Origin of the sequence: Serratia surfactantfaciens (assembly GCF_001642805.2) — a bacterium.
In the GTDB taxonomy this organism is placed as follows: domain Bacteria; phylum Pseudomonadota; class Gammaproteobacteria; order Enterobacterales; family Enterobacteriaceae; genus Serratia; species Serratia surfactantfaciens.
The window spans coordinates 2,158,291-2,182,140 of sequence record NZ_CP016948.1 but is presented as its reverse complement, the minus strand read 5'-3'; the positions used below and the strand labels follow the sequence as shown (position 1 = coordinate 2,182,140).

Here is a 23,850-nt window from a genome sequence, read left to right as displayed (position 1 = left end):
CGGAGTTCAAGTTACTGCTGGGAGTGTGGAGATAAAACATCAAGGTGAAAGCGGCGATAAAGGGAGATAAATTGAGTTTATTGATACGAGAGCTATTCACCCTGCGGGCCGCGCTGAAGCGCGTTGTCTCACTGCGTGAGACTCGAACCTTGTCGAAGCTTCTCATCCTTCCCCAGTACGGAGCATTATGGATGTGATGTGCTTTAAGTGGGTTTTGGAGTTTTGTGCAAGGAATGGTGGTGGGGGAAGGATGATTCGTCGCTGCGCGACTCACCCTGCGGGCCGCGCTGAAGCGCGTTGTCTCACTGCGTGAGACTCGAACCTTGTCGAAGCTTCTCATCCTTCCCCAGTACGGAGTATTATGGATGTGATGTGCTTTAAGTGGGTTTTGGAGTTTTGTGCAAGGAATGGTGGTGGGGGAAGGATTCGAACCTTCGAAGTCAGTGACGGCAGATTTACAGTCTGCTCCCTTTGGCCGCTCGGGAACCCCACCATGATATTCATGGATTTACTGATTTTTTAAGGAATGGGCTAAATTCCTGTTGTGTGCTTCTAAGGATTACCGCGCTAAAGCGCGTTGTCTCGCTACGCTCGGCTCGAACCTTGTCGAAGCTTCTCATCCTCCCCCTCAGCGTTTAATGAGATTTCAGCTTTCGCTTCAAGTTCATCAACAAAGAGAAGATGGTGGTGGGGGAAGGATTCGAACCTTCGAAGTCAGTGACGGCAGATTTACAGTCTGCTCCCTTTGGCCGCTCGGGAACCCCACCATATTACATGGCTATTTAACTGGCCTTGCTTGCGAGAGCGCTGTCTCGGTAAGCGGGGCGCATCATATCAAATGAAGCGGATGTGTAAAGCATTGAAATGCAGAAAATGAATCGTTTGCCGTTTTTTTATTCTTGGCGGTGCATCCCTGAACGAAATGCACCGATTTATTGAGCGATTACAGAATAACGGTGCGATTGCCGTAGACGAAGACACGCTGCGCCAGTACCTGGTACAGCGCGCGGCTGAGCACATTTTTCTCAACGTCGCGGCCGGCGCGCATCATATCCTCGGCGGAGTAGGTGTGATCGACGTGGATCACGTCCTGCATGATGATTGGGCCTTCGTCGAGATTGTCGTTAACGTAGTGGGCGGTGGCGCCGATGATTTTCACGCCGCGCTCGTAGGCCTGGTGATAAGGACGCGCGCCGATAAACGCCGGCAGGAACGAATGGTGAATGTTGATCACCTGATTCGGATAATGTTGTACGAAGGCCGGCGTCAGTACGCGCATATATTTGGCCAGCACTACATAATCCGGCTGATATTGATCGATCCTGGCCGTCATTTCGCGGTCGTGCTGTTCGCGCGTCAGGCCTTCGTGGCTCACCAGGTGGAAAGGAATGTCGAAACGCTCCACCAGCGATTGCAAGGTGTCGTGGTTGCCAATCACGGCGGCGATTTCAACGTCGAGACCGCCATAGGCGCTTTTCATCAACAGATCGCCCAGGCAGTGGGCCTCTTTGGTGACTAGCACCACGATGCGCCGGCGTCCGGTGCTGTGCAGCTCGCGCAGTGAACCTTCCGGCAGCGCGCTGTCCAGATCGGCCAGCAGCGTGTTGTCGTTGAAAATGCCTTCCAGCTCGGTGCGCATGAAGAAACGCCCGGTGCGGTGATCGACGAACTCATTGTTCTGGACGATATTGAGTTCGTGCTTGTAACAAATGTTGGTGATCTTGGCGATCAGCCCTTTGGCGTCCGGGCAGATGGTGCGTAACACTTTCCGTTGTACATTTTGGTGTGGCATGAGCTTGGGGATCCTGTCTGAACTGAATGGCCTGTCTGCGCAGGCATAAACGTGGAGCGCCGGCCGGCTAGCGCCCGCAGCACTTCTTATATTTTTTCCCAGAGCCGCAGGGGCAAATTGCATTTCTGCCGGGCTGGGGTTGGGTACCGTCGATATAATACCAACGTTGATCGCGGCGAAGGAAGCGTGAGCGCTCATGCATCGCCTTAGGGGTACCGCTGTCACCGTCGGTAAAACGGGCGATGAATTCGACGAAGCCCTCATCCGCTTCATGGCCGGCTTTCTCTTCCACGATCGTCAGGCCCAGCCATTCGGTGTTTTTAAAACTGTCGACGATGGCATTGCGCCACGCTTCGGCGCCGCAATCGGGGTGCCAGGTGGCGATCAGATAGTCGACGTTATGATTAACGTAGGCGGTGAAGCGTGAACGCATCAGCTGACCCGGGGTCGGCGCCGGCTGGCTGCCATTGATAAAAAGGGCGCAGCACGCGTTGTAGGTCAGTCCGCTGCCGCATGGGCATGATTCGGGCAAAATAACTCCTGAAAGACGAGGCAGAAAATGAATTTAGCACATATGTTACCTAACAATATTCGTTGGTGACAATCTACCCTGAAAGCAGAGGCAACCCTTTACCGAGAGGATGGCGCTATGCGGCAAATCAAGATCGGACTGGCGCTGGGGGCAGGCTCGGCCAAAGGCTGGGCCCACATCGGCGTGATTAATGCGTTAAAGAAACTGGGGATTGAGGTCGATATCGTTGCGGGTTGCTCTGTCGGTGCGCTGGTGGGCGCGGCGTTCGCCAGCCATCGTTTGCCGGCGATGGAGCAGTGGGTGCGGTCGTTCAGCTATTGGGACGTGATCCGGTTGATGGATTTTTCCTGGCAGCGCGGCGGTTTGCTGCGCGGCGAACGCGTATTTAATGCCGTCGGGCAGCTGTTGAAGATCAATGACATCGCCGAGTGTGCGCTGAAGTTCGGCGCCGTGACGACCAACCTCAGCACCGGCCGCGAACTGTGGCTGACCGAGGGCGATATTCATCAGGCGGTGCGCGCTTCTTGCAGCATGCCCGGCCTGTTGGCGCCGGTGTGGGCCGACGGCTATTGGCTGGTAGATGGCGCGGTGGTGAATCCGGTACCGGTGTCGCTCTGCCGGGCGCTCGGCGCCGACATCGTCATCGCTGTCGATCTGCAGCATGACGCGCATCTGATGCAGCAGGATCTGTTCTCGGTACGCGGTGAGGACCAAAGTGCGGATGATGCCCCCGCAGGCAATTGGCGCGGGCGTCTGCGAGAGCGGGTTGGCAGAATGCGGCAGCGCAAACCGACGACGGCGCCGACGGCGATGGAGATTATGGGCACGTCGATTCAAATGTTGGAAAATCGTTTGAAACGCACGCGGATGGCGAGCGATCCGCCGGACGTCTTGATCCAACCTTTCTGTCCGCAGATTTCGACGTTGGATTTCCATCGCGCCGAAGAGGCGATCGAGGCGGGACTGCTGGCGGTGGAAAAACAACTGGATCGGTTGTTGCCGTTGATAAAAAATAGATAATTCTCGGTTCTCGGTTGGCAATGCACGGTCGGTCTGTTTCAGACGAGCATAAGTGACCTTTTTGAGCCACTATTACACTATGGAAAGGGACGAGGCTCGGCTGATGGCATTACCACTCACTCACAAGCGCATCTTGATCGTGGAGGACGAACAGGTGTTTCGTTCCGTGCTGGTCGGGTACTTGACCTCGCTGGGCGCAGAAACCGGCGAAGCGACCAACGGTTTACAGGCGCTGAGTGCCGTGGATGATTTCAAGCCGGATCTGATTCTGTGCGATCTTGCGATGCCGGAAATGGGCGGCATTGAATTTGTCGAGCACCTGCGCCTGCAGGGAGTGCAGATCCCGGTGCTGGTGATCTCGGCGACCGACAAGATGGCTGACATCGCCAAGGTATTGCGGCTGGGCGTGCAGGATGTGTTGCTGAAGCCGCTGACCGATCTGAATCGCCTGCGTGAAGCGGTGCTGGCGTGTTTGTATCCCAATATGTTCACCTCCCAGGCCATTGAAGAGGTCGAGCTGTTTCAAGATTGGGATGCGTTGAGCAAAAATCCTTCCGAAGCGATTAAATTGCTTAAACAGCTGCAGCCGCCGGTACAACAGACCATTGCGCATTGCCGGATCAATTATCGGCAGTTGACCACGGGAGAGAATCCCGGCCTGGTATTGGATATCGCAGCGCTGTCAGAAAAGGATCTGGCGTTCTATTGTCTGGACGTCACCCGCGCCGGCGATAATGGCGTATTGGCGGCGTTGCTGTTGCGCGCATTATTTAATGGATTGCTGCAAGACCATCTGGCTAATCAACAACATCGCTTGCCGCAAATGTCGGCATTGTTAAAGCAGGTTAATCAATTATTGCGACAGGGGAAATTGGAGGGGCAATTCCCCCTGTTGCTGGGATATTATCACGCCGAAAATAAAAACCTGATTCTGGTTTCCGCCGGGCTGCACGCCAACGTCAATACCGGCGACAATCAAATTCAGCTGAGCAACGGCGTGCCGCTGGGTACGCTGGGCGCCACCTACATGAATCAGATCAGCCAACGCTGTACTGCCTGGCAATGTCAGGTATGGGGGAGCGGGGGCCGATTGCGGCTGATGCTCAGCGCTGAATAATCGGTGCCGAGTGGCGAGATCTTAAGCTATTCACTTATCGGTAATTAAACCGTTTATTTATTCCCCCGATTATCAGAGCGGGTAATAGTCCTAAATGTTTTCTATTTGTGTTCTGGCTAATGCTCGGCGCGCATAAGCTGGTATACTCCGAAGGTTTTTTTATATCGAGCCCAAGCTCATAAAATGAGCGCTTTAGCTTTAAGAGAGGAAATAATGCCTGCTGTAAATCGCAAAGTCAGAAAAGCCGTGATCCCGGTTGCAGGCTTGGGTACGCGGATGTTGCCAGCCACCAAAGCCATTCCAAAAGAAATGTTGCCGCTGGTTGATAAACCGCTGATCCAATACGTCGTCAATGAGTGCATTGCGGCAGGGATTAACGAGATTGTGCTGGTCACTCACTCCTCCAAGAACTCGATCGAAAACCATTTTGATACCAGTTTCGAGCTGGAAGCGATGCTGGAAAAACGCGTCAAGCGCCAATTGCTGGATGAAGTGCAGTCGATCTGCCCGAAAGGCGTTACCGTGATGCAAGTCCGCCAGGGGAACGCGAAAGGTTTGGGGCACGCAATCATGTGCGCTTACCCGATGGTGGGCGATGAGCCGGTCGCCGTGGTGTTGCCGGACGTGATCCTTGACGAATACAGCGCCGATCCGAAAAAAGACAATCTGCGCGAGATGTTGCAGCGCTTCGAAACCACCGGCGTCAGCCAGATCATGGTTGAACCCGTGCCGCATAAGGATGTCGGAAACTACGGCGTAGCCGACTGCAAGGGCGTCGATCTGCAGCCTGGTGAAAGCGCGCCGATGGTCTGCGTGGTCGAGAAGCCGTCGCCGGATAAAGCGCCTTCCAACCTGGCGATCGTCGGTCGTTACGTGCTGTCCGCCGATATTTGGCCGCTGCTGGCGAAAACGCCTCCGGGCGCCGGCGATGAAATTCAGCTGACTGACAGCATCGAAATGTTGATGCAGCAGGAAACGGTGGAAGCGTATCACCTGAAAGGCGTGAGCCATGACTGCGGCAACAAGCTGGGTTATATGCAGGCGTTTGTAGAATACGGCATGCGTCATGCCAGCCTGGGCAAAGAATTTTCTCAGTGGCTGCAACAGGTTGTTGCCGCTGACAAGAAGTAATTGAATGATCTTTCGTCTTAATTTGAAAAACTAGGATTTTCACATGAAAGTAACAGTTTTTGGTATTGGCTATGTGGGTCTGGTGCAGGCCGCCGTGCTGGCTGAAGTCGGCCATGACGTGATGTGCATCGACGTCGACGAACGAAAAGTCGAAAACCTGAAAAAAGGTAATATCCCGATTTTTGAACCGGGTCTGACCCCGCTGGTGCAGCAAAACTATGAGGCCGGCCGCCTGCATTTCACCACCGATGCCAAAGCGGGCGTGGCGCACGGGAATATCCAGTTCATCGCCGTCGGTACGCCGCCGGATGAAGACGGTTCCGCCGACCTGAAATATGTCACTGCGGTGGCTCGCACCATTGCCGAGCACATGACCGATCGCAAAGTGGTGATCGACAAATCCACCGTACCGGTCGGTACGGCGGACAAGGTGCGCCAGGTGATGGCGGAAACGCTGGCGAAGCGCGGCAGCAATGTGCCGTTCGACGTGGTGTCTAACCCGGAATTCCTGAAGGAAGGCGCGGCGGTGGCAGACTGCATGCGTCCTGAGCGCATCGTCATCGGCACCGACAATAAAGATGTGATCGAACCTATTCGCGAGCTGTACGAACCGTTTAACCGCAATCACGATCGCATGATCATGATGGATATCCGCAGCGCGGAGCTGACCAAATACGCCGCTAACTGCATGCTGGCGACTAAAATCAGCTTTATGAACGAAATGTCCAATCTGGCGGAAATGCTGGGCGCAGATATCGAAAAAGTGCGTCAGGGCATCGGTTCCGACTCTCGCATCGGTTATCACTTCATCTACCCTGGCTGCGGTTACGGCGGCTCGTGCTTCCCGAAAGACGTGCAGGCGCTGATCCGCACGGCGGAGCAGATCGGTTACCAACCGAAGCTGCTGCAGGCGGTTGAGCAGGTCAACTACCAACAGAAAGACAAGCTGAACAGCTTTATCAAAGACTACTTCGGCAGCGATCTGAAGGGCAAAACCTTCGCGCTGTGGGGCCTGGCGTTCAAGCCGAATACCGATGACATGCGTGAAGCCTCCAGCCGCGTGCTGATGGAGCAACTGTGGGCCGCCGGCGCCACCGTTCAGGCTTACGATCCGGAAGCGATGAACGAAGTCCAACGCATCTATGGCCAACGTGATGACTTGAAGCTGATGGGTACCAAAGAGGCTGCGCTGCACGGCGCCGATGCTCTGGTGATCTGCACCGAATGGCAGAATTTCCGCGCACCGGACTTCGACGTGATCAAAAGTGAACTGAAGCAGCCGGTGATCTTCGATGGACGTAACCTGTACGATCCGGAGCGTTTGGAAAATCGCGGCTTTACCTACTACGCGATTGGCCGCGGCGCCTCGATTAAACCGGTTATTTAAGGAGTGGGCATGAAATTCCTGGTTACAGGCGCCGCAGGGTTTATTGGCTATCACGTTGCAGAGCGTTTGTTGACCGCCGGTCATCAGGTTGTCGGCATTGATAACCTGAACGACTATTATGACGTGGGCCTGAAAATGGCCCGTCTGGACAGACTGGCGGATAAGCCGGGATTCCGCTTTATTAAGCTGGATTTGGCCGATCGTGAAGGTATGGCGGCATTGTTTGCCGAGCATCAGTTCCAACGAGTCATTCATTTGGGAGCTCAGGCCGGCGTGCGTTATTCGTTGGTCAATCCGTTGGCTTATGCGGATGCTAACCTGATCGGCCATTTAAACGTTCTGGAAGGTTGCCGTCATAATAAAGTTGAGCATTTGCTCTATGCCTCTTCCAGTTCGGTATATGGCCTGAATCGCAAGCTGCCGTTTGCAACCGAAGATTCGGTTGATCATCCGGTATCACTGTATGCGGCAACTAAAAAGGCCAATGAGCTGATGTCGCACAGTTACTCCCATTTATACGGTCTCCCTACGACGGGGCTGCGCTTCTTTACCGTTTATGGTCCTTGGGGGCGTCCGGATATGGCGCTGTTCAAGTTTACCAAGGCTATATTGGCAGGGGAGAGCATCGATGTATATAACCACGGTGAAATGCACCGTGACTTTACTTACATCGATGATATCGCTGAGGCGATTGTACGGCTGCAGGCGGTTATTCCGCAGGCAGATCCGTCATGGACCGTTGAACAGGGATCGCCGGCGACCAGTTCCGCGCCGTATCATGTTTATAATATCGGCAATAACACGCCTGTTAAACTGATGGAATATATCCGTGCATTGGAGCTGGCATTGGGGGTGACTGCCCGTAAGAATATGCTGCCGATGCAACCTGGCGACGTGATGGATACCAGCGCGGATACGGAAGAGCTTTATCGTGACATCGGTTTTAAACCGGAAACCAGTGTTGAAGAGGGCGTAAAGCGCTTCGTTGACTGGTATAAGGCATTCTATCAGGTTCAATAATTGAACGTGGGTGTAATGCGATAAAGGGGCCTTAGGGTCCCTTTTTTTTCACTGAAATTTCATGCTAGAAGGAAAAGCGAATTAGGATATTTACTAAAAGGCGAGAGAGAGCGGGAGTCGAACGATAAGCTTTAAAATGAAAAGGCCCCCCGAAGGGAGCCTTTCAGATACGGACTGCGTCGCTATTACAGCAGGAAATCGTCCAGAGATTTACCTTGCTCTTCGATAGCTTTCTTGATCACCGCAGGAGTACGGCCTTGACCGGTCCAGGTTTTCAGTTCGCCGTTTTCGTCTTTATATTGGTATTTAGCCGGGCGTGCTGCGCGTTTTGCTTTACCAGCAGCCTTGTTGGCAGCCATAGTTTGCAGCAGTTCATTCGGGTCGATACCGTCAGCAATCAGCATTTCGCGGTATTGCTGCAGTTTACGAGTGCGTTCTTCGATTTCTGCTTGAGCCTGGCTGTCTTCTTCGCGACGTTCGTTCACAACAACTTCCAGTTTCTCGAGCATTTCTTCCAGCGTTTCCAGCGTGCATTCTCTTGCCTGGGCGCGCAGAGTGCGGATGTTGTTCAAAATCTTTAATGCTTCGCTCATTGTCCTAGTCTCAAATTATATTGGTGGGGGGCGTCTCGATAATAATAGAGTGCTCTTTTCTTTTCTGCAATAGCCAAATTGACATGAATACTCAAATTTACCTTTAAAGAAACCGTTAATCGGATCCGGACGACTAATAATAGGAAGGGCTGTTAACTATTACCCTCATCTTGCTTAAGCCAAAATTTCAGCAGACATGCTTTAAAAGATACGTGCCGCAAGGCTTTCCTCGATAAGTTATCGCCGCAATTTATATCAATATTACAATGAGTTCTGTGGGCTTAATCACGTCGTGGCACTGCAGACATTGTAAACAATAGGGGTATATTGGTAAAGATCACGTCAGGAAACGTCGGGGGGCTTGTGAAGGTGATTAAATGCCCGATATTGGCCGCAGTATAATAGCCAGAGCTGCCGTCACGGCTGCCGCGCCTGCGGTGGGTAAAGGGCGGCTGTGCATTAATGTGCGATAACCATTAGCAAGAATTAATAGTGATGACAGGCATACATTATCCTGTAAATAGCTGTAAAAAGAACATACCGACAGAACGATATGTTTCGCTTGAAAGCGCATTATTACGGCGAACGCAATATTCACTCGCTTTGGGCTGAGCCCGGGGCCGGGTTATGGTACACTTGCCGTCCTAATCAACATTTGAATATTTCTTATACCATCGGAGTTGCGGGGCCATGGCTCAACTTTATTTTTATTACTCTGCGATGAATGCCGGCAAGTCCACCGCGCTGCTACAGTCTTCATATAACTATCAAGAGCGTGGTATGCGCACGCTGGTGTTCACTGCGGAGATCGATCATCGCTTTGGCGTGGGCAAAGTCAGTTCGCGCATCGGCTTATCCTCGCAGGCCCAGCTTTATAACAATGACTCGATGTTGTACGCCATGATTCAGCAAGAGCATCAGCAGCAGCCGGTGCACTGTGTGCTGCTGGACGAAAGCCAGTTCCTGACCAAAGCACAGGTTGAACAATTGTGCGACGTGGTGGATCAACTGGACATTCCCGTATTGTGTTACGGCTTGCGAACCGATTTTCTCGGCGAACTGTTTATCGGCAGCCAATATTTACTGGCCTGGGCCGATAAGCTGGTGGAATTGAAAACCATCTGCCACTGCGGGCGCAAAGCCAATATGGTGTTGCGGTTGGATGAGAATGGCAAGGCGATGCACGCCGGCGAGCAAGTGGTGATTGGCGGTAACGAGAGCTATGTCTCTGTCTGCCGCAAGCATTATAAAGAGGCGATTCACTCCCTGGAGTAGGGCCGAAAACGTCGCCAGGGCCGGCTGAGGCGCTTTGGCGGCGGGGGCAGAAAAACAGCGCGTCAGGCGCAATAAAAAACCCGCCGTTCGGCGGGTTTTTTCATCGGTTCACGGAACCGTTATTTCTTGGACTTTTTTACCGCAGCTTTGGCAGCTGCCGGTGCTGCCGCTTCCTCTTCTACCGTTTCACTGAATTCGCGGCCGTAGAAGGTATCCAGCATGATTTGCTTCAGTTCGGCAATCAGCGGATAGCGTGGGTTGGCGCCGGTGCACTGGTCGTCGAAAGCGTCTTCCGACAGCTTGTCGACCTTCGCCAGGAAGTCCGCTTCCTGCACGCCCGCCTCACGGATGGAGGTTGGGATGCCCAACTCTGTTTTCAGCTCATCCAGCCAGGCCAGCAGTTTCTCAATCTTCTGCGCGGTGCGGTCGCCCGGTGCGCTCAGGCCGAGGTGGTCGGCGATTTCAGCGTAGCGACGGCGCGCCTGAGGGCGGTCGTACTGGCTGAAGGCCGTCTGCTTGGTCGGGTTGTCGTTCGCGTTGTAGCGAATGACGTTGGAAATCAGCATCGCGTTGGCCAGGCCGTGCGGAATGTGGAACTCCGAACCCAGTTTGTGCGCCATGGAGTGACAAACCCCGAGGAAGGCGTTGGCGAAAGCGATACCGGCGATGGTGGCGGCGTTGTGCACGCGTTCACGGGCAACCGGGTTTTTCGCGCCTTCTTTGTAGCTGGCCGGCAGATACTCTTTCAACAGTTTCAGCGCCTGCAGCGCCTGGCCGTCGGAGTATTCGTTCGCCAGCACCGACACGTAAGCTTCCAGCGCGTGGGTCACCGCATCCAGGCCACCGAAGGCGCACAGGGATTTCGGCATGTTCATCACCAGGTTGGCGTCGACAATCGCCATGTCCGGGGTCAGCGCATAGTCGGCCAGCGGGTATTTCTGTCCGGTGGCGTCGTCGGTCACGACCGCGAACGGTGTGACTTCTGAACCGGTACCTGACGTGGTGGTGATGGCGATCATTTTCGCTTTCACGCCCATTTTCGGGAATTTGTAGATACGCTTGCGGATGTCCATGAAGCGCAGCGCCAGATCCTCGAAGTGGGTTTCAGGATGTTCGTACAGCACCCACATGATTTTCGCGGCGTCCATCGGCGAACCGCCGCCCAGCGCGATGATGACGTCCGGTTTGAAGGAGTTCATCTGCTCGGCGCCTTTACGCACGATGCTCAGCGTCGGATCGGCCTCTACTTCGAAGAACACTTCGGTTTCGATGCCGTGTGACTTCAGAACCTTGGTGATCTGGTCGGCATAGCCGTTGTTGAACAGGAAACGGTCGGTCACGATGAAGGCGCGTTTCGCCCCGTCGGTCGCCACTTCTTCCAGCGCGATAGGCAGCGAGCCACGGCGGAAGTAGATCGATTTCGGAAGTTTATGCCACAACATGTTTTCTGCTCGCTTCGCTACAGTTTTCTTGTTGATCAGGTGTTTAGGTCCGACGTTTTCAGAGATGGAGTTACCACCCCAGGAACCGCAACCCAGCGTCAGCGAAGGCGCGAGTTTAAAGTTGTACAGGTCGCCGATGCCGCCCTGAGAAGCCGGGGTGTTGATCAGGATGCGAGCCGTTTTCATTTTATCGCCGAAGTAGGCGACGCGAGCCGTTTGGTTATCCTGGTCTGTGTACAGGCAGGAGGTGTGGCCGATACCGCCCATGGCGACCAGTTTTTCGGCTTTGGAGACCGCGTCTTCGAAGTCTTTGGCGCGGTACATCGCCAGGGTAGGCGACAGTTTTTCATGCGCGAAAGGTTCGGTTTCGTCGACCAGTTTCACTTCACCGATCAGCACCTTGGTGTTGGCCGGCACTTTAATGCCTGCCATCTCGGCGATTTTCGGCGCGGATTGACCCACGATGGCCGCGTTCAGGCCGCCGTTTTTCAAAATGATGTCCTGCACCGCTTTCAGCTCTTTACCCTGCAGCAGGTAGCCGCCGTGGGAGGCGAAGCGTTCGCGCACCGCATCATAGACGGAGTCAACGACGATGACCGACTGCTCGGAGGCGCAGATGACGCCGCTGTCGAAGGTTTTGGACATCAGGATAGAGGCGACCACGCGTTTGATGTCTGCGGTTTCGTCTACTACCACCGGCGTATTACCGGCACCTACGCCGATCGCCGGTTTGCCTGAGCTGTAGGCGGCTTTCACCATGCCCGGGCCACCGGTGGCCAGGATCAGGTTGATGTCAGGGTGGTGCATCAGCTGGTTGGACAGCTCGACGGTAGGCTGATCGATCCAACCGATGATGTCTTTTGGCGCACCGGCGGCGATAGCGGCCTGCAGCACGATATCGGCGGCTTTGTTGGTGGCATTCTTCGCGCGCGGATGTGGCGAGAAGATGATGCCGTTGCGGGTTTTGAGGCTGATCAGCGCTTTGAAGATCGCGGTAGAAGTTGGGTTGGTGGTAGGGACGATACCGCAAATCAGGCCGATAGGTTCGGCGATGGTGATGGTACCGAAAGTGTCATCTTCAGACAGGATGCCACAGGTTTTTTCGTCTTTATAGGCGTTGTAGATGTACTCGGAAGCGAAGTGGTTTTTGATCACTTTGTCTTCGACGATACCCATTCCGGATTCTTCCACGGCCATTTTGGCCAACGGGATACGGGCATCAGCAGCGGCGAGGGCGGCAGCGCGGAAGATTTTGTCCACTTGCTCTTGAGTGAAGTTGGCATATTCGCGCTGGGCTTTTTTGACACGTGCGACAAGCTCGTTCAGTTCAGCGACATTCGTTACAGCCATAATGCTCTCCTGATAATGTTAAACTCTTTCAGTAAATAAGCCGTGCGAGCCACTAGTATAGTCATAACGCGGATAAACGGTGATTCGAATACCGGGGATTTCCCGCGTTATTTCTTCGCATGCTGCTGATTTGCTTAAAGAGCTTTACCCTACGCCAACCGGAGGGGCAGGCAGTGAGGAGAACGGAACCGGCGATGTGGCCACCTACTTTGTTCTACTCCCTGACTACGACTAAGAGCTTACCCACTGTTGGGTAGTTTATTTGTGATCTAAATCATGAAAAGCGCAAGCTGACACCTTTCAGCTTGCTGGTGTTGGGAATCATTCTTGATAACTGTGAGCGGTGACTCTTTTTTCAACATAAAAAATCAAAAGGCCATACATCACTTTAACAAAGGGCATTTGTTTCGTCTCATAACTTTCTGGCAGTCAAAAATGCTGCTCGGGCCGGATGGATTACCCGCGCCAATTCCATTACATTAGCGCGCATAGGCAGCACACCTTTTCATAGCGATTAATGCGGAGCCATCTGTGGGCCAATCTCTGTTGGATCTTTCCGGCTTTATCAAGTTCTTTGTCGGTCTGTTTGCGCTGGTCAACCCGGTCGGCATTTTGCCGGTGTTTATCAGCATGACCAGCTACCAGGCGGAAGCCGGGCGCAACAAAACCAACCTGACCGCCAACCTGTCGGTCGCCATCATTCTGTGGACGTCGTTGTTCCTGGGTGAAGGGATCTTGCGCATGTTCGGCATCTCTATCGATTCGTTTCGCATCGCCGGCGGTATTCTGGTGGTGACCATAGCCATGTCGATGATCAGCGGCAAGCTGGGGGAAGACAAACAGAACAAGCAGGAAAAATCGGAGAGCGCGATCCGCGAGAGCATCGGCGTGGTGCCGTTAGCGCTGCCGCTGATGGCGGGGCCGGGGGCCATCAGTTCCACCATCGTCTGGAGTTCCCGCTATCACAACTGGCAAAGCCTGCTCGGCTTCACGGTGGCGATCGCTTTGTTCGCATTTTGTTGCTGGCTGTTGTTCCGTGCCGCGCCGCTGTTGGTACGCTTGCTGGGGCAGACCGGCATTAACGTAATCACCCGTATCATGGGCCTGTTGCTGATGGCGCTTGGAATCGAATTTATCGTGACCGGCATTAAGGCGATATTCCCCGGTCTGTTGTGATAGCCGCGTTTAGCCGCGTCTCGCCTATTGGCGCGGCTAAAGTTAATTTTAAAATTTAAATTATTTATTAGTTCGCATTATTATAGTGCATGGAGTGAATAAAATTTAAGCCGTTGCACTCTTATGTTGCATAAATCTCATGTTGCTGCTCAAAAAAAACGCTAAGCATTATTTCAAACACTTTTCCTTCCCCATTTCTGCCATTTTTGCCCCCGTTCAACGGTCAAGCTGTTGTTAAATTAATCACATCATTCTGTGGGGCTTGTCTCACTTTCATCCAGGTGTTATTAGTGATTAACCGCCCCATTGGCAGGTGTTTGTTCTTTGAATGGCCAGATTGTTAACTGAATGTTTCTTTGTGTGGCGGTGAGATTGCACTAACGGTTTCAAATGAAATGGTTTTTGTTTTTTTATCTTTAAAATCAAAGCCATGAGATTGCCTTTACGCGGCCCCGATCTCAGGGGGCGGACGAGGCTTGGTGCGATAAAAGAGAATTGCTTAACATTTTCGTAAAATTTATTGGCTATGGAATTTGGCTTCTGCTAATTTCCGAGCAACTTTCCCGTGGTCAATTAACTGAAATGCGCCACAAAAACGGGAATGATTTTTGCTGGTATCCGTTTATTTAGAATTCTTATAAACACTTCACAAACTTCGATAAGCGATGCTTGTCGGTGAAAAGGAGCCTCGATTATGCAGCAAACCCTGAAGCGCACTTCTTTGACCTTGTTGATTAGCGGCGCGTTGAGCGTCGGCGCCGTAAATAGCAGTTTGGCGGCTGAGATTCCAGCCGGCGTCCAATTGGCGCAGCAGCAGAATATTGTGATTAACAACGGCAGCGAAGTGGCTTCATTGGATCCGCATAAGGTCGAGGGGGTGCCGGAAAGCAATATCATTCTTAACCTGCTGGAAGGGCTGGTGAGCACCGACGCCAACGGGCATGTGGTGCCGGCGGCGGCGACCCGCTGGGAAAATCAGGATTATCGGCAGTGGACCTTCCACCTGCGCCCTGGCGCGGTGTGGAGTGACGGCAGCCCGGTGACCGCGCAAGACTTCGTCTACAGCTGGCAGCGTTTGGCCGATCCGAAAATCGCCTCGCCGTACGCCAGCTATCTGCAATACACCAAGGTCGAGAATATCGACGACATCCTGACCGGCAAAAAGAGCCCGCAGACGCTCGGCGTCAAGGCGTTGGACGACCAGACGCTGCAGGTGACCCTGAGCGAGCCGGTGCCGTATTTCATCAGCATGCTGAGTCACACGTCGCTCAAGCCGGTCAAGCGCGCGGTGGTGGAGAAATTTGGCGACAAATGGACGCTGCCCGCCAACTATGTCGGCAACGGCGCTTACCGCCTGAAAGAGTGGGTGGTGAACGAACGCATCGTACTGGTGCGCAGCCCGAGCTACTGGAATGACAAGCAGACGGTGATCAATCAGGCGACCTTCCTGCCGATCGCTTCGGAAGTCAGCGACGTCAACCGCTTCCGCAGTGGCGAGATCGACATCACCAACAGCGCCATCCCGCCGTATCTGTACGTCAAAATGAAACGCGAAGTGCCCGAGCAGCTGCACGTTAACCCTTATCTGTGCACCTTCTATTACGAGCTCAATAACCAGCGGGCGCCGTTCACCGATCCGCGCGTGCGCGCGGCGGTGAAAATGACGCTGGATCGCGACATCATCGCCAACAAGATCATGGGCCAGGGGCAGATCCCGGCCTACAGCTTTACGCCGACCTTCACGGAAGGCGCCAACTTCACTCAGCCGGCGTGGGCCGGATGGAGCCAGGAACAGCGCAATGCCGAAGCCAAAAAACTGCTGGCGGAAGCGGGCTACAGCGACGCCAAACCGCTGAAATTCTCGCTGTTGTACAACACCTCCGATCAAAACAAACAGCAGGCGATCGCCGCCGCGTCGATGTGGAAGAAGAATCTCGGCGCCGACGTCACGCTGCGCAATCAGGAGTGGAAAACCTCGCTGGAAAGCCGCCATCAGGGGCAATACGACGTGGCGCGCGCCACCTGGTGCGGGGATTACAACGAACCGAGCGCCTTCCTGAATCTGGTGTTGTCCAACAGCAGCATCAATACCGTGTTTTATAAGAGCCCGGCGTTCGACGCCATCATGGCCGCGACGTTGAAGGCGCCGGATGAAGCTGCGCGCGCCGCGCTCTACCAGCAGGCGGAAGCGCAGCTGGATAGAGACTCCGCGTTGATCCCGGTTTATTACCGCGTCAGTGCGCGATTGATCAAACCGACGGTGGGCGGGTTCACCGGCAAAGATCCGCTGGACTATACCGACGTTAAGAATCTGTACATTATCAAGCAGTAAAAGGGGTATTCCTCGCGTCGAACCGCAGAGGAATATGGGGGAAGGCCGGCCGCCGCATTCGTTCCGCGGCGGCGGTAAAACAGAGTCCGCTAACGGGCAACGCAGGCTCCACGGAGAGCCTGTGATAATAAAAACTGGAGTCGATAAGCATGACCAACATCACGAAGAAAACTCTCATTGCCGCTGGCGTTATCGCCGCGCTGGGCATCACAGCAACCGCGGGCGCTTTCGCCGCTGACGTTCCTGCGGGCGTGCAGCTGGCCGACAAGCAAGAAATCGTCAAAAACAACGGTTCCGAAGTGCAGTCGCTGGATCCGCATAAAATCGAGGGCGTGCCGGAAAATAACGTCACCCGCGATCTGATGGAAGGCCTGGCGAACAACAGCCCGGACGGTTCTATCGTGCCAGGGGTTGCGGAAAGCTGGGATAACAAGGATTTCAAAGTCTGGACCTTCCACCTGCGTAAAGACGCCAAATGGTCCAACGGCAAGCCGGTGACGGCGCAAGATTTCGTCTACAGCTGGCAGCGCGTGGTCGATCCGAAAACCGCTTCGCCTTACGCCAGCTATCTGCAATACGCTCACGTAGAAAACGTCGATGACATCATCGCCGGCAAAAAAGACAAATCGACGCTGGGCGTGAAGGCCATCGACGACCACACCTTCCAGGTAACCTTGAGCGAGCCGGTGCCTTATCTGGTTGAAATGACCCCGCACTACGCCATGAAGCCGGTTTATAAAGACGCGGTGGAGAAGTTCGGCGAGAAGTGGACGCTGCCGGCCAACTACGTCAGCAACGGCGCCTATAAACTGAAAGACTGGATCGTCAACGAACGCATCGTGCTGGAGCGCAACCCGGAATATTGGGACAACGCCAAAACCATCATCAATAAAGTGACGTTCCTGCCTATTTCGTCGGAAGTGACCGACGTTAACCGCTACCGCACCGGTGAAATCGACATGACCTACAACAACATGCCGATCGAACTGTTCCAGAAGCTGAAGAAAGAGATCCCGAAAGAGGTGCACGTCGATCCTTATCTGTGCACCTATTACTACGAAATCAACAACCAGAAGGCGCCGTTCACCGATGCGCGCGTGCGTGAAGCGCTGAAGCTGGGCATGGACCGCGACATTATCGTCAACAAGGTGAAAAACCAGGGCGATCTGCCGGCCTACAGCTTTACGCCGCCATACACCGACGGCGCCAAGCTGACCCCGCCAGAGTGGTTCGGTTGGACGCAGGAAAAACGCAACGAAGTGGCGAAGAAACTGCTGGCGGACGCCGGCTACGGCCCGGGTAAACCGCTGACTTTCTCCCTGCTGTACAACACCTCCGACTTGCACAAGAAGCTGGCGATCGCCGCCGCCTCCATCTGGAAGAAAAACCTGGGCGTGGACGTGAAGCTGGTGAACCAGGAGTGGAAAACCTTCCTGGATACCCGCCATCAGGGTACCTATGACGTGGCGCGCGCCGGCTGGTGTGCCGATTACAACGAGCCGAGCTCGTTCCTGAACATGATGCTGTCCGACAGCAGCAGTAACACCCCGCACTACAAGAGCGCCGAGTTCGACAAGCTGATGGCGAACGTGTTGACCGCGAAGACCAAAGACGAGCGCGCCGATCTGTATCAGAAAGCGGAAGTTCAGCTGGATAAAGATTCCGCCATCGTTCCGCTGTATTACTACGTGAACGCCCGTTTGGTGAAACCTTACGTCGGTGGCTACACCGGCAAAGACCCGCTTGATAACGTGTACGACAAAAACCTGTACATCATCAAGCATTGATACGGTAAGAGCCGGCGGCGCAGCCGCCGGCCCATGTTGAGAATAATAAGCCGTCATCAGGCTGTCGCACAGGGTTAGGGCAATGCTTAAATTTATACTTCGTCGCTTGTTGGAAGCGATCCCGACACTATTTATCCTTATCACCATCTCATTCTTCATGATGCGTCTGGCGCCCGGCAGCCCCTTTACCGGGGAGCGCGCTTTGCCGCCGGAAGTCATGGCCAATATCGAAGCCAAATATCATTTGAACGATCCTATCTGGAAACAGTACGGTCATTATTTGGCGCAGCTTGCGCAGGGAGACTTCGGCCCATCCTTTAAATACAAGGACTATTCGGTCAACGATCTGGTCGCCAGCTCGTTCCCGGTTTCCGCCAAACTCGGCCTGGCCGCATTTTTGCTGGCGGTGGTGCTGGGCGTTAGCGCTGGCGTTATCGCCGCGCTGAATCAGAACACCAAATGGGACTATACGGTGATGGGGTTCGCCATGACCGGGGTGGTGATACCCAGTTTCGTGGTGGCGCCGCTGCTGGTGCTGATCTTCGCCATCACGCTGAAATGGCTGCCGGGCGGTGGCTGGAACGGCGGTGCGCCAAAGTTCATCATCTTGCCGATGGTGGCGCTGTCGCTGGCCTATATCGCCAGTATCGCCCGTATCACGCGCGGCTCGATGATCGAAGTGCTGCACTCCAACTTCATTCGCACCGCGCGCGCCAAAGGCTTGCCGATGCGCCGCATCATTTTCCGCCATGCGCTGAAGCCGGCGCTGTTACCGGTGCTGTCCTACATGGGCCCGGCCTTCGTCGGCATCATTACCGGTTCGATGGTGATCGAAACCATTTATGGTTTGCCGGGGATCGGCCAGCTGTTCGTTAACGGCGCGCTGAACCGCGATTACTCCCTGGTGCTGAGCCTGACCATTTTGGTGGGCGCCCTGACCATTCTGTTCAACGCGATCGTCGATGTGCTGTATGCGGTCATCGATCCGAAAATCCGTTATTAATCTGGAGCACGCGAATGATGTTGACTAAAAAGAACAGCGAAGCTCTGGAAAACTTCAGCGAGAAGCTGGAAGTGGAAGGGCGCAGCCTGTGGCAAGACGCGCGTCGGCGCTTTATGCACAACCGCGCGGCGGTCAGCAGCCTGTTCGTACTGGCGCTGATCACGCTGTTTGTGGTGCTGGCGCCGATGCTGTCGCAATTTGCCTATGACGATACCGACTGGGCGATGATGTCCGCGGTGCCGAGCTTCGAATCGGGGCACTATTTCGGCACCGACTCCTCCGGGCGCGATCTGCTGGTGCGCGTGGCGATCGGCGGGCGCATCTCGCTGATGGTCGGCGTGGCAGCGGCGCTGGTGGCGGTGATCGTCGGCACTCTGTACGGCGCGATGTCCGGCTATCTGGGCGGCAAGATCGATTCGGTGATGATGCGCTTGCTGGAGATCCTCAACTCCTTCCCGTTCATGTTCTTCGTGATCCTGCTGGTGACTTTCTTTGGCCAAAATATCCTGTTGATCTTCGTGGCGATCGGCATGGTGTCGTGGCTGGATATGGCGCGTATCGTGCGCGGCCAAACCCTCGGTTTGAAGCGTAAGGAGTTTATCGAAGCGGCGCTGGTGTGCGGCGTCTCCACGCGCAATATCGTGCTGCGGCATATCGTGCCGAACGTGCTCGGCGTGGTGGTGGTGTATGCGTCGCTGCTGGTACCGAGCATGATCCTGTTCGAATCCTTCCTCAGCTTCCTGGGGCTGGGCACGCAAGAGCCGCTCAGCAGCTGGGGCGCCTTGCTCAGCGACGGCGCCAACTCAATGGAAGTTTCACCGTGGTTGCTGCTGTTCCCGGCGGGTTTCCTGGTTGTCACTCTGTTCTGTTTCAACTTTATCGGCGATGGCCTGCGTGACGCCCTCGACCCGAAAGATCGTTAAGGAGTGCAATCATGAGCACCATTGAACATCCTGAGTTGCAAACCGGCGTCGGCGTCAAAACCTCGCCGCTGCTGGACGTGAAAGATCTGCGCGTCACGTTCACGACCCCGGACGGCGACGTGACGGCGGTGAACGATCTGAACTTCGATCTGCGCGCCGGCGAAACGCTGGGCATCGTCGGTGAATCCGGTTCCGGCAAATCGCAGACCGCGTTCGCCCTGATGGGGCTGCTGGCCAGCAATGGCCGCATCGGCGGATCGGCCAAATTCAACGGCCGCGAAATCCTCAACCTGCCGGAAAATCAGCTCAACAAGCTGCGGGCAGAAGAGATTTCGATGATCTTCCAGGACCCGATGACCTCGCTTAACCCGTATATGCGCGTTGGCGAGCAGCTGATGGAAGTGCTGATGCTGCATAAGAAAATGAGCAAAAGCGAAGCCTTCGAAGAGTCGGTGCGCATGCTCGACGCGGTGAAAATGCCGGAGGCGCGCAAGCGCATGCGCATGTACCCGCACGAGTTTTCCGGCGGCATGCGCCAGCGCGTGATGATCGCCATGGCGCTGCTGTGCCGGCCGAAGCTGCTGATCGCCGACGAGCCGACCACCGCATTGGACGTGACCGTTCAGGCGCAGATTATGACATTGCTGAACGAGCTGAAGCGTGAGTTCAACACCGCCATCATCATGATTACCCACGATCTGGGCGTGGTGGCCGGCATCTGCAACAAGGTGCTGGTGATGTACGCCGGCCGCACCATGGAATACGGCAGCGCGCGTGAAGTGTTCTACCAGCCGAGCCACCCGTACTCTATCGGCCTGTTGAACGCGGTGCCGCGTCTCGACGCTGAAGGCGAGGCGTTGCTGACCATTCCCGGCAACCCGCCGAACCTGCTGCGGTTGCCGAAAGGCTGCCCGTTCCAGCCGCGCTGCCCGCATGCCATGGAACAGTGCGCGAGCGCTCCGCCGTTGGAGCAATTTGGGGAAGGGCGCCTGCGCGCCTGCTTTAAACCGGTGGAGGCGTTGGTATGACAGCGGTAACCGACAAGAAAGTGCTGCTCGAAGTGGCCGATCTGAAAGTGCACTTCGACATTCATGACGACAAGCAGTGGTTCTGGCAACCGCCGAAAACCCTGAAGGCGGTCGATGGCGTTACGCTGCGGCTGTTCGAGGGCGAGACCCTCGGCGTGGTCGGCGAATCCGGCTGCGGCAAATCCACCTTCGCGCGCGCCATCATCGGCCTGGTGAAGGCCACCAGCGGGCGCGTCGCCTGGTTGGGTAAAGATCTGCTGGGCATGAGCGACGCCGACTGGCGCAAAACCCGCAGCGATATTCAGATGATCTTCCAGGATCCGCTGGCTTCGCTCAACCCGCGCATGACCATCGGCGAGATCATCGCCGAGCCGCTGCGCACCTACTACCCGAAAATGCCGCGTCAGGAAGTGAAGGACAAGGTCAAGGCGATGATGCTGAAGGTCGGCCTGCTGCCTAACCTGATCAACCGTTATCCGCACGAGTTCTCCGGCGGCCAGTGCCAGCGCATCGGCATCGCGCGTGCGCTGATCCTCGAGCCGAAGCTGGTGATCTGCGACGAGCCGGTCTCCGCGCTGGACGTGTCGATTCAGGCGCAGGTGGTGAACCTGTTGCAGCAGCTGCAGCGCGAGATGGGCCTGTCGTTGATCTTTATCGCCCACGATTTGGCGGTGGTAAAGCACATTTCCGATCGCGTGCTGGTGATGTACCTGGGCCATGCGGTGGAGCTGGGCACCTATGACGAGGTGTACCACAATCCGCAGCACCCTTACACCAAGGCGTTGATGTCGGCGGTGCCGATCCCGGATCCGGACAAGGAGAAGGAAAAACAGATCCAGCTGCTGGAAGGGGAACTGCCTTCGCCGATCAACCCGCCGTCAGGCTGCGTGTTCCGTACCCGCTGCCCGATCGCCGGGCCGGAGTGCGCCAAAACGCGTCCGCTGCTGGAGGGCAGTTTCCGCCACGCGGTTTCCTGCCTGAAGGTCGACCCGCTGTAATGTGCCGTTAGCCGGCAACAAAAAGCCCCGCTGACTGAGCGGGGCTTTTTTTATCCGAGACGCCAGCGGCGAATCACTCTTTCCACAGAATGTGGCACAGCTTGTGGTCTTTCTCGCGGCAGATCAGCACGCGAGCGAACACGTCATTGATCGGCTCGCCGTCGCTGTCCGCCAGACCGATCACCACTTCGGCGAAGAAGTCCGGGTTCAGGTCGTAATCCACGTGCTCGCTCCAGTCTTCGGAGGGATCGTACAGTTCGGCGCCGCCGCGCTCTTCAAACTGCAGATTGAACAGCAGAATATCCGCCGGATCCAGATTGTCGCCGGCCAATTCAAGGAAGATATCGTAGGCCTGTTCCAGCGTTTCGTCTTCGGTAAGGCGGTTATTCAAATCCATAAAAAATCCTGATAACAAATGATTTGGCGCTATTAAAGCACGCTCGCCGCGGCTTTTACAGCAGCGGGCTGAAAAAGTAGAACAGGCGCTCGACCAGGCGATGCCAGAACGGCCGCTTCAACCACTCTTTGGCGTTCAGCAGCTTGGAGCGGGCGATGTAATCTTCCTGCACGCAGGCCAGATCGCTGCCGAAGCCGTCGTCGTCGATCACCAGCGTGATTTCGAAGTTCAGCCACAGGCTGCGCATATCCAGATTGACGGTGCCGACCAGGCTGAGCTGGCCGTCCACCAGGACGCTTTTGGTATGCAGCAGGCCGCCTTCGAACTGATAGATTTTCACGCCGGCTTCCAGCAGCTCGGAGAAGAACGCCCGGCTGGCCCAGCGCACCATCATCGAATCGTTGTCGCGTGGCACGATGATGCTGACCTCGACGCCGCGTAGGGCGGCGGTGCAGATGGCGTGCAGCAGATCGTCGCTCGGTACGAAATACGGCGTGGTCATGATCAGCTGCTCGCGCGCGGAATAGACCGCGGTCAACAGCGCCTGGTGGATCATCTCCTCGGGGAAGCCGGGGCCGGAGGCGATCACCTGAATGGTGTGGCCGCTCTCTTGCTCGAACGGCATGATGTTGACGTCCGGCGGCGGCGGCAGAATGCGCTTTCCGGTTTCAATTTCCCAGTCGCAGGCATAGACGATGCCCATGGTGGTGGCCACCGGGCCTTCCATGCGCGCCATCAGATCGATCCATTGGCCGACGCCCGCATCCTGCTTGAAGTAACGGGGGTCGACCATGTTCATGCTGCCGGTATAGGCGATATAGTTGTCGATCAGCACCACCTTGCGGTGCTGGCGCAGATCCATGCGGCGCAGGAATACGCGCAGCAGATTGACCTTCAGCGCTTCGACCACTTCGATGCCGGCGTTGCGCATCATCGCCGGGTAGGGGCTGCGGAAGAATTGCAGGCTGCCGGCGGAGTCCAGCATCAGGCGGCAGTGTACGCCGCGTCGGGCGGCGGCCATCAGCGATTCGGCCACCTGATCGACCAGGCCGCCGGGCTGCCAGATATAGAACACCATCTCGATGTTGTGGCGCGCCAGTTCGATGTCGCGGATCAACGCTTTGAGCGTGTCGTCGGTGGTGGTGAGCAGCTGCAGCTGGTTGCCCTTGACGCCGTCGATGCCCTGGCGACGATTGCACAGCTGGAACAGCGGCTCGGCGACCTCGCTATACTCGGTGGCGAAGATGCGGCGGCTCTCTTTCAATTCCTTCAGCCAGCGTGCGGTCGACGGCCACATGGCTTTGGCGCGCTCGGCCCGGCGTTTGCCCAGGTGCAGCTCGCCGAAGGATAAATAGGCTACGATGCCGAACAGCGGCAGAATATAGATAACCAGCAGCCAGGCCATGGCGGAGGGAACCGCACGGCGTTTCATCAAAATGCGCATCGTCACGCCGGCGATCAGCAGCCAGTAGCCGAACACCATGAGCCAACTGATTACGGTATAAAATGTTGTCATAAAGGCGAAAAATCCCGTTCGCAAACCACCA

General features: G+C 55.5%; 19 protein-coding genes, 2 tRNA genes and 2 other RNA genes. 13 read left to right on the top strand and 10 right to left on the bottom strand.

Features of this window, described 5'->3' with window-relative positions; translation table 11 throughout:
• Positions 1 to 60: 60 nt before the first annotated feature.
• The 6 genes from ATE40_RS10265 to ATE40_RS10240 form a co-directional block, all read right to left on the bottom strand.
• A non-coding RNA gene (locus ATE40_RS10265) (RtT sRNA) lies at positions 61 to 184 on the bottom strand.
• Positions 185 to 234: 50 nt separating this feature from the next.
• Positions 235 to 361, bottom strand: a non-coding RNA gene (locus tag ATE40_RS10260) — RtT sRNA.
• A gap of 47 nt (positions 362 to 408) precedes the next feature.
• Positions 409 to 493: transfer RNA gene (locus tag ATE40_RS10255), tRNA-Tyr, on the bottom strand.
• 189 nt (positions 494 to 682) lie between these two features.
• Positions 683 to 767: transfer RNA gene (locus tag ATE40_RS10250), tRNA-Tyr, on the bottom strand.
• A 176-nt stretch (positions 768 to 943) separates the two neighbouring features.
• Positions 944 to 1,792 carry a formyltetrahydrofolate deformylase gene (gene purU / locus ATE40_RS10245; RefSeq protein ID WP_019452751.1) on the bottom strand — a complete coding sequence of 283 codons (849 nt, stop codon included), beginning with the start codon at positions 1,790 to 1,792 and terminating at the stop codon, positions 944 to 946.
• 67 nt (positions 1,793 to 1,859) lie between these two features.
• Entirely contained in the window at positions 1,860 to 2,324 is a 465-nt protein-coding gene (locus ATE40_RS10240; RefSeq protein ID WP_019452750.1) for a YchJ family protein, read from the bottom strand.
• A 117-nt stretch (positions 2,325 to 2,441) separates the two neighbouring features.
• On the opposite strand from ATE40_RS10240, the gene rssA reads away from it, so the two are divergent.
• The 5 genes from rssA to ATE40_RS10215 all read left to right on the top strand — a co-directional run bounded on the left by rssA (position 2,442) and on the right by ATE40_RS10215 (position 7,999).
• The gene (gene rssA / locus ATE40_RS10235) at positions 2,442 to 3,344 is read left to right on the top strand and encodes a patatin-like phospholipase RssA (protein ID WP_019452749.1); all 903 of its coding nucleotides are present in this window, start codon (positions 2,442 to 2,444) and stop codon (positions 3,342 to 3,344) included.
• Between the two features lie 103 nt (positions 3,345 to 3,447).
• Positions 3,448 to 4,461 (top strand): two-component system response regulator RssB, encoded by a 1,014-nt coding sequence (rssB, locus tag ATE40_RS10230; RefSeq protein ID WP_025159797.1) that lies wholly within the window; start codon positions 3,448 to 3,450, stop codon positions 4,459 to 4,461.
• 213 nt (positions 4,462 to 4,674) lie between these two features.
• Positions 4,675 to 5,592, top strand: a complete 918-nt coding sequence (galU, locus tag ATE40_RS10225) for a UTP--glucose-1-phosphate uridylyltransferase GalU (protein WP_025159796.1) — start codon at positions 4,675 to 4,677, stop codon at positions 5,590 to 5,592.
• A 43-nt stretch (positions 5,593 to 5,635) separates the two neighbouring features.
• Complete coding sequence (locus ATE40_RS10220; protein ID WP_025159795.1) at positions 5,636 to 6,979, top strand: UDP-glucose dehydrogenase family protein; 1,344 nt, start codon at positions 5,636 to 5,638, stop codon at positions 6,977 to 6,979.
• Positions 6,980 to 6,988: 9 nt separating this feature from the next.
• Positions 6,989 to 7,999, top strand: coding sequence for an NAD-dependent epimerase (locus tag ATE40_RS10215; RefSeq protein WP_019452745.1), 1,011 nt, complete (start codon positions 6,989 to 6,991; stop codon positions 7,997 to 7,999).
• Between the two features lie 185 nt (positions 8,000 to 8,184).
• On the opposite strand, the gene hns is transcribed toward ATE40_RS10215, so the two are convergent.
• Entirely contained in the window at positions 8,185 to 8,592 is a 408-nt protein-coding gene (gene hns / locus ATE40_RS10210; RefSeq protein ID WP_004932170.1) for a histone-like nucleoid-structuring protein H-NS, read from the bottom strand.
• A gap of 690 nt (positions 8,593 to 9,282) precedes the next feature.
• Here hns and ATE40_RS10205 point away from each other — a divergent pair.
• Positions 9,283 to 9,867 (top strand): thymidine kinase, encoded by a 585-nt coding sequence (locus tag ATE40_RS10205; RefSeq protein ID WP_063918455.1) that lies wholly within the window; start codon positions 9,283 to 9,285, stop codon positions 9,865 to 9,867.
• Positions 9,868 to 9,986: 119 nt separating this feature from the next.
• Here ATE40_RS10205 and adhE read toward each other — a convergent pair whose 3' ends face one another.
• Complete coding sequence (gene adhE, locus ATE40_RS10200; protein ID WP_019452743.1) at positions 9,987 to 12,659, bottom strand: bifunctional acetaldehyde-CoA/alcohol dehydrogenase; 2,673 nt, start codon at positions 12,657 to 12,659, stop codon at positions 9,987 to 9,989.
• A 531-nt stretch (positions 12,660 to 13,190) separates the two neighbouring features.
• Between adhE and ATE40_RS10195 the strand changes: the two genes are divergently transcribed.
• From ATE40_RS10195 to oppF, 7 genes are all read left to right on the top strand, one after another.
• A complete protein-coding gene (locus tag ATE40_RS10195; protein WP_015378089.1) occupies positions 13,191 to 13,835 on the top strand; it encodes a YchE family NAAT transporter in 645 nt (214 codons plus the stop codon).
• A gap of 694 nt (positions 13,836 to 14,529) precedes the next feature.
• Positions 14,530 to 16,167: an ABC transporter substrate-binding protein gene (locus ATE40_RS10190; protein ID WP_063918454.1), complete on the top strand. Its 1,638-nt coding sequence runs from the start codon at positions 14,530 to 14,532 to the stop codon at positions 16,165 to 16,167.
• A gap of 149 nt (positions 16,168 to 16,316) precedes the next feature.
• Entirely contained in the window at positions 16,317 to 17,954 is a 1,638-nt protein-coding gene (gene oppA / locus ATE40_RS10185; protein WP_019452741.1) for an oligopeptide ABC transporter substrate-binding protein OppA, read from the top strand.
• An 82-nt stretch (positions 17,955 to 18,036) separates the two neighbouring features.
• Positions 18,037 to 18,957, top strand: coding sequence for an oligopeptide ABC transporter permease OppB (gene oppB / locus ATE40_RS10180; RefSeq protein ID WP_004932150.1), 921 nt, complete (start codon positions 18,037 to 18,039; stop codon positions 18,955 to 18,957).
• A 14-nt stretch (positions 18,958 to 18,971) separates the two neighbouring features.
• Positions 18,972 to 19,880, top strand: coding sequence for an oligopeptide ABC transporter permease OppC (gene oppC, locus ATE40_RS10175; RefSeq protein WP_019452739.1), 909 nt, complete (start codon positions 18,972 to 18,974; stop codon positions 19,878 to 19,880).
• An 11-nt stretch (positions 19,881 to 19,891) separates the two neighbouring features.
• Entirely contained in the window at positions 19,892 to 20,908 is a 1,017-nt protein-coding gene (oppD, locus tag ATE40_RS10170) for an ABC transporter ATP-binding protein (protein ID WP_063918453.1), read from the top strand.
• Positions 20,905 to 21,906, top strand: a complete 1,002-nt coding sequence (oppF, locus tag ATE40_RS10165; RefSeq protein ID WP_019452737.1) for a murein tripeptide/oligopeptide ABC transporter ATP binding protein OppF — start codon at positions 20,905 to 20,907, stop codon at positions 21,904 to 21,906. The genes oppD and oppF overlap by 4 nt, the downstream gene beginning before the upstream one ends.
• A gap of 73 nt (positions 21,907 to 21,979) precedes the next feature.
• Here oppF and ATE40_RS10160 read toward each other — a convergent pair whose 3' ends face one another.
• Positions 21,980 to 22,303, bottom strand: a complete 324-nt coding sequence (locus ATE40_RS10160) for an HI1450 family dsDNA-mimic protein (RefSeq protein ID WP_004932139.1) — start codon at positions 22,301 to 22,303, stop codon at positions 21,980 to 21,982.
• 55 nt (positions 22,304 to 22,358) lie between these two features.
• Positions 22,359 to 23,819: a cardiolipin synthase gene (gene cls / locus ATE40_RS10155; protein WP_025159793.1), complete on the bottom strand. Its 1,461-nt coding sequence runs from the start codon at positions 23,817 to 23,819 to the stop codon at positions 22,359 to 22,361.
• Positions 23,820 to 23,850: the final 31 nt, after the last annotated feature.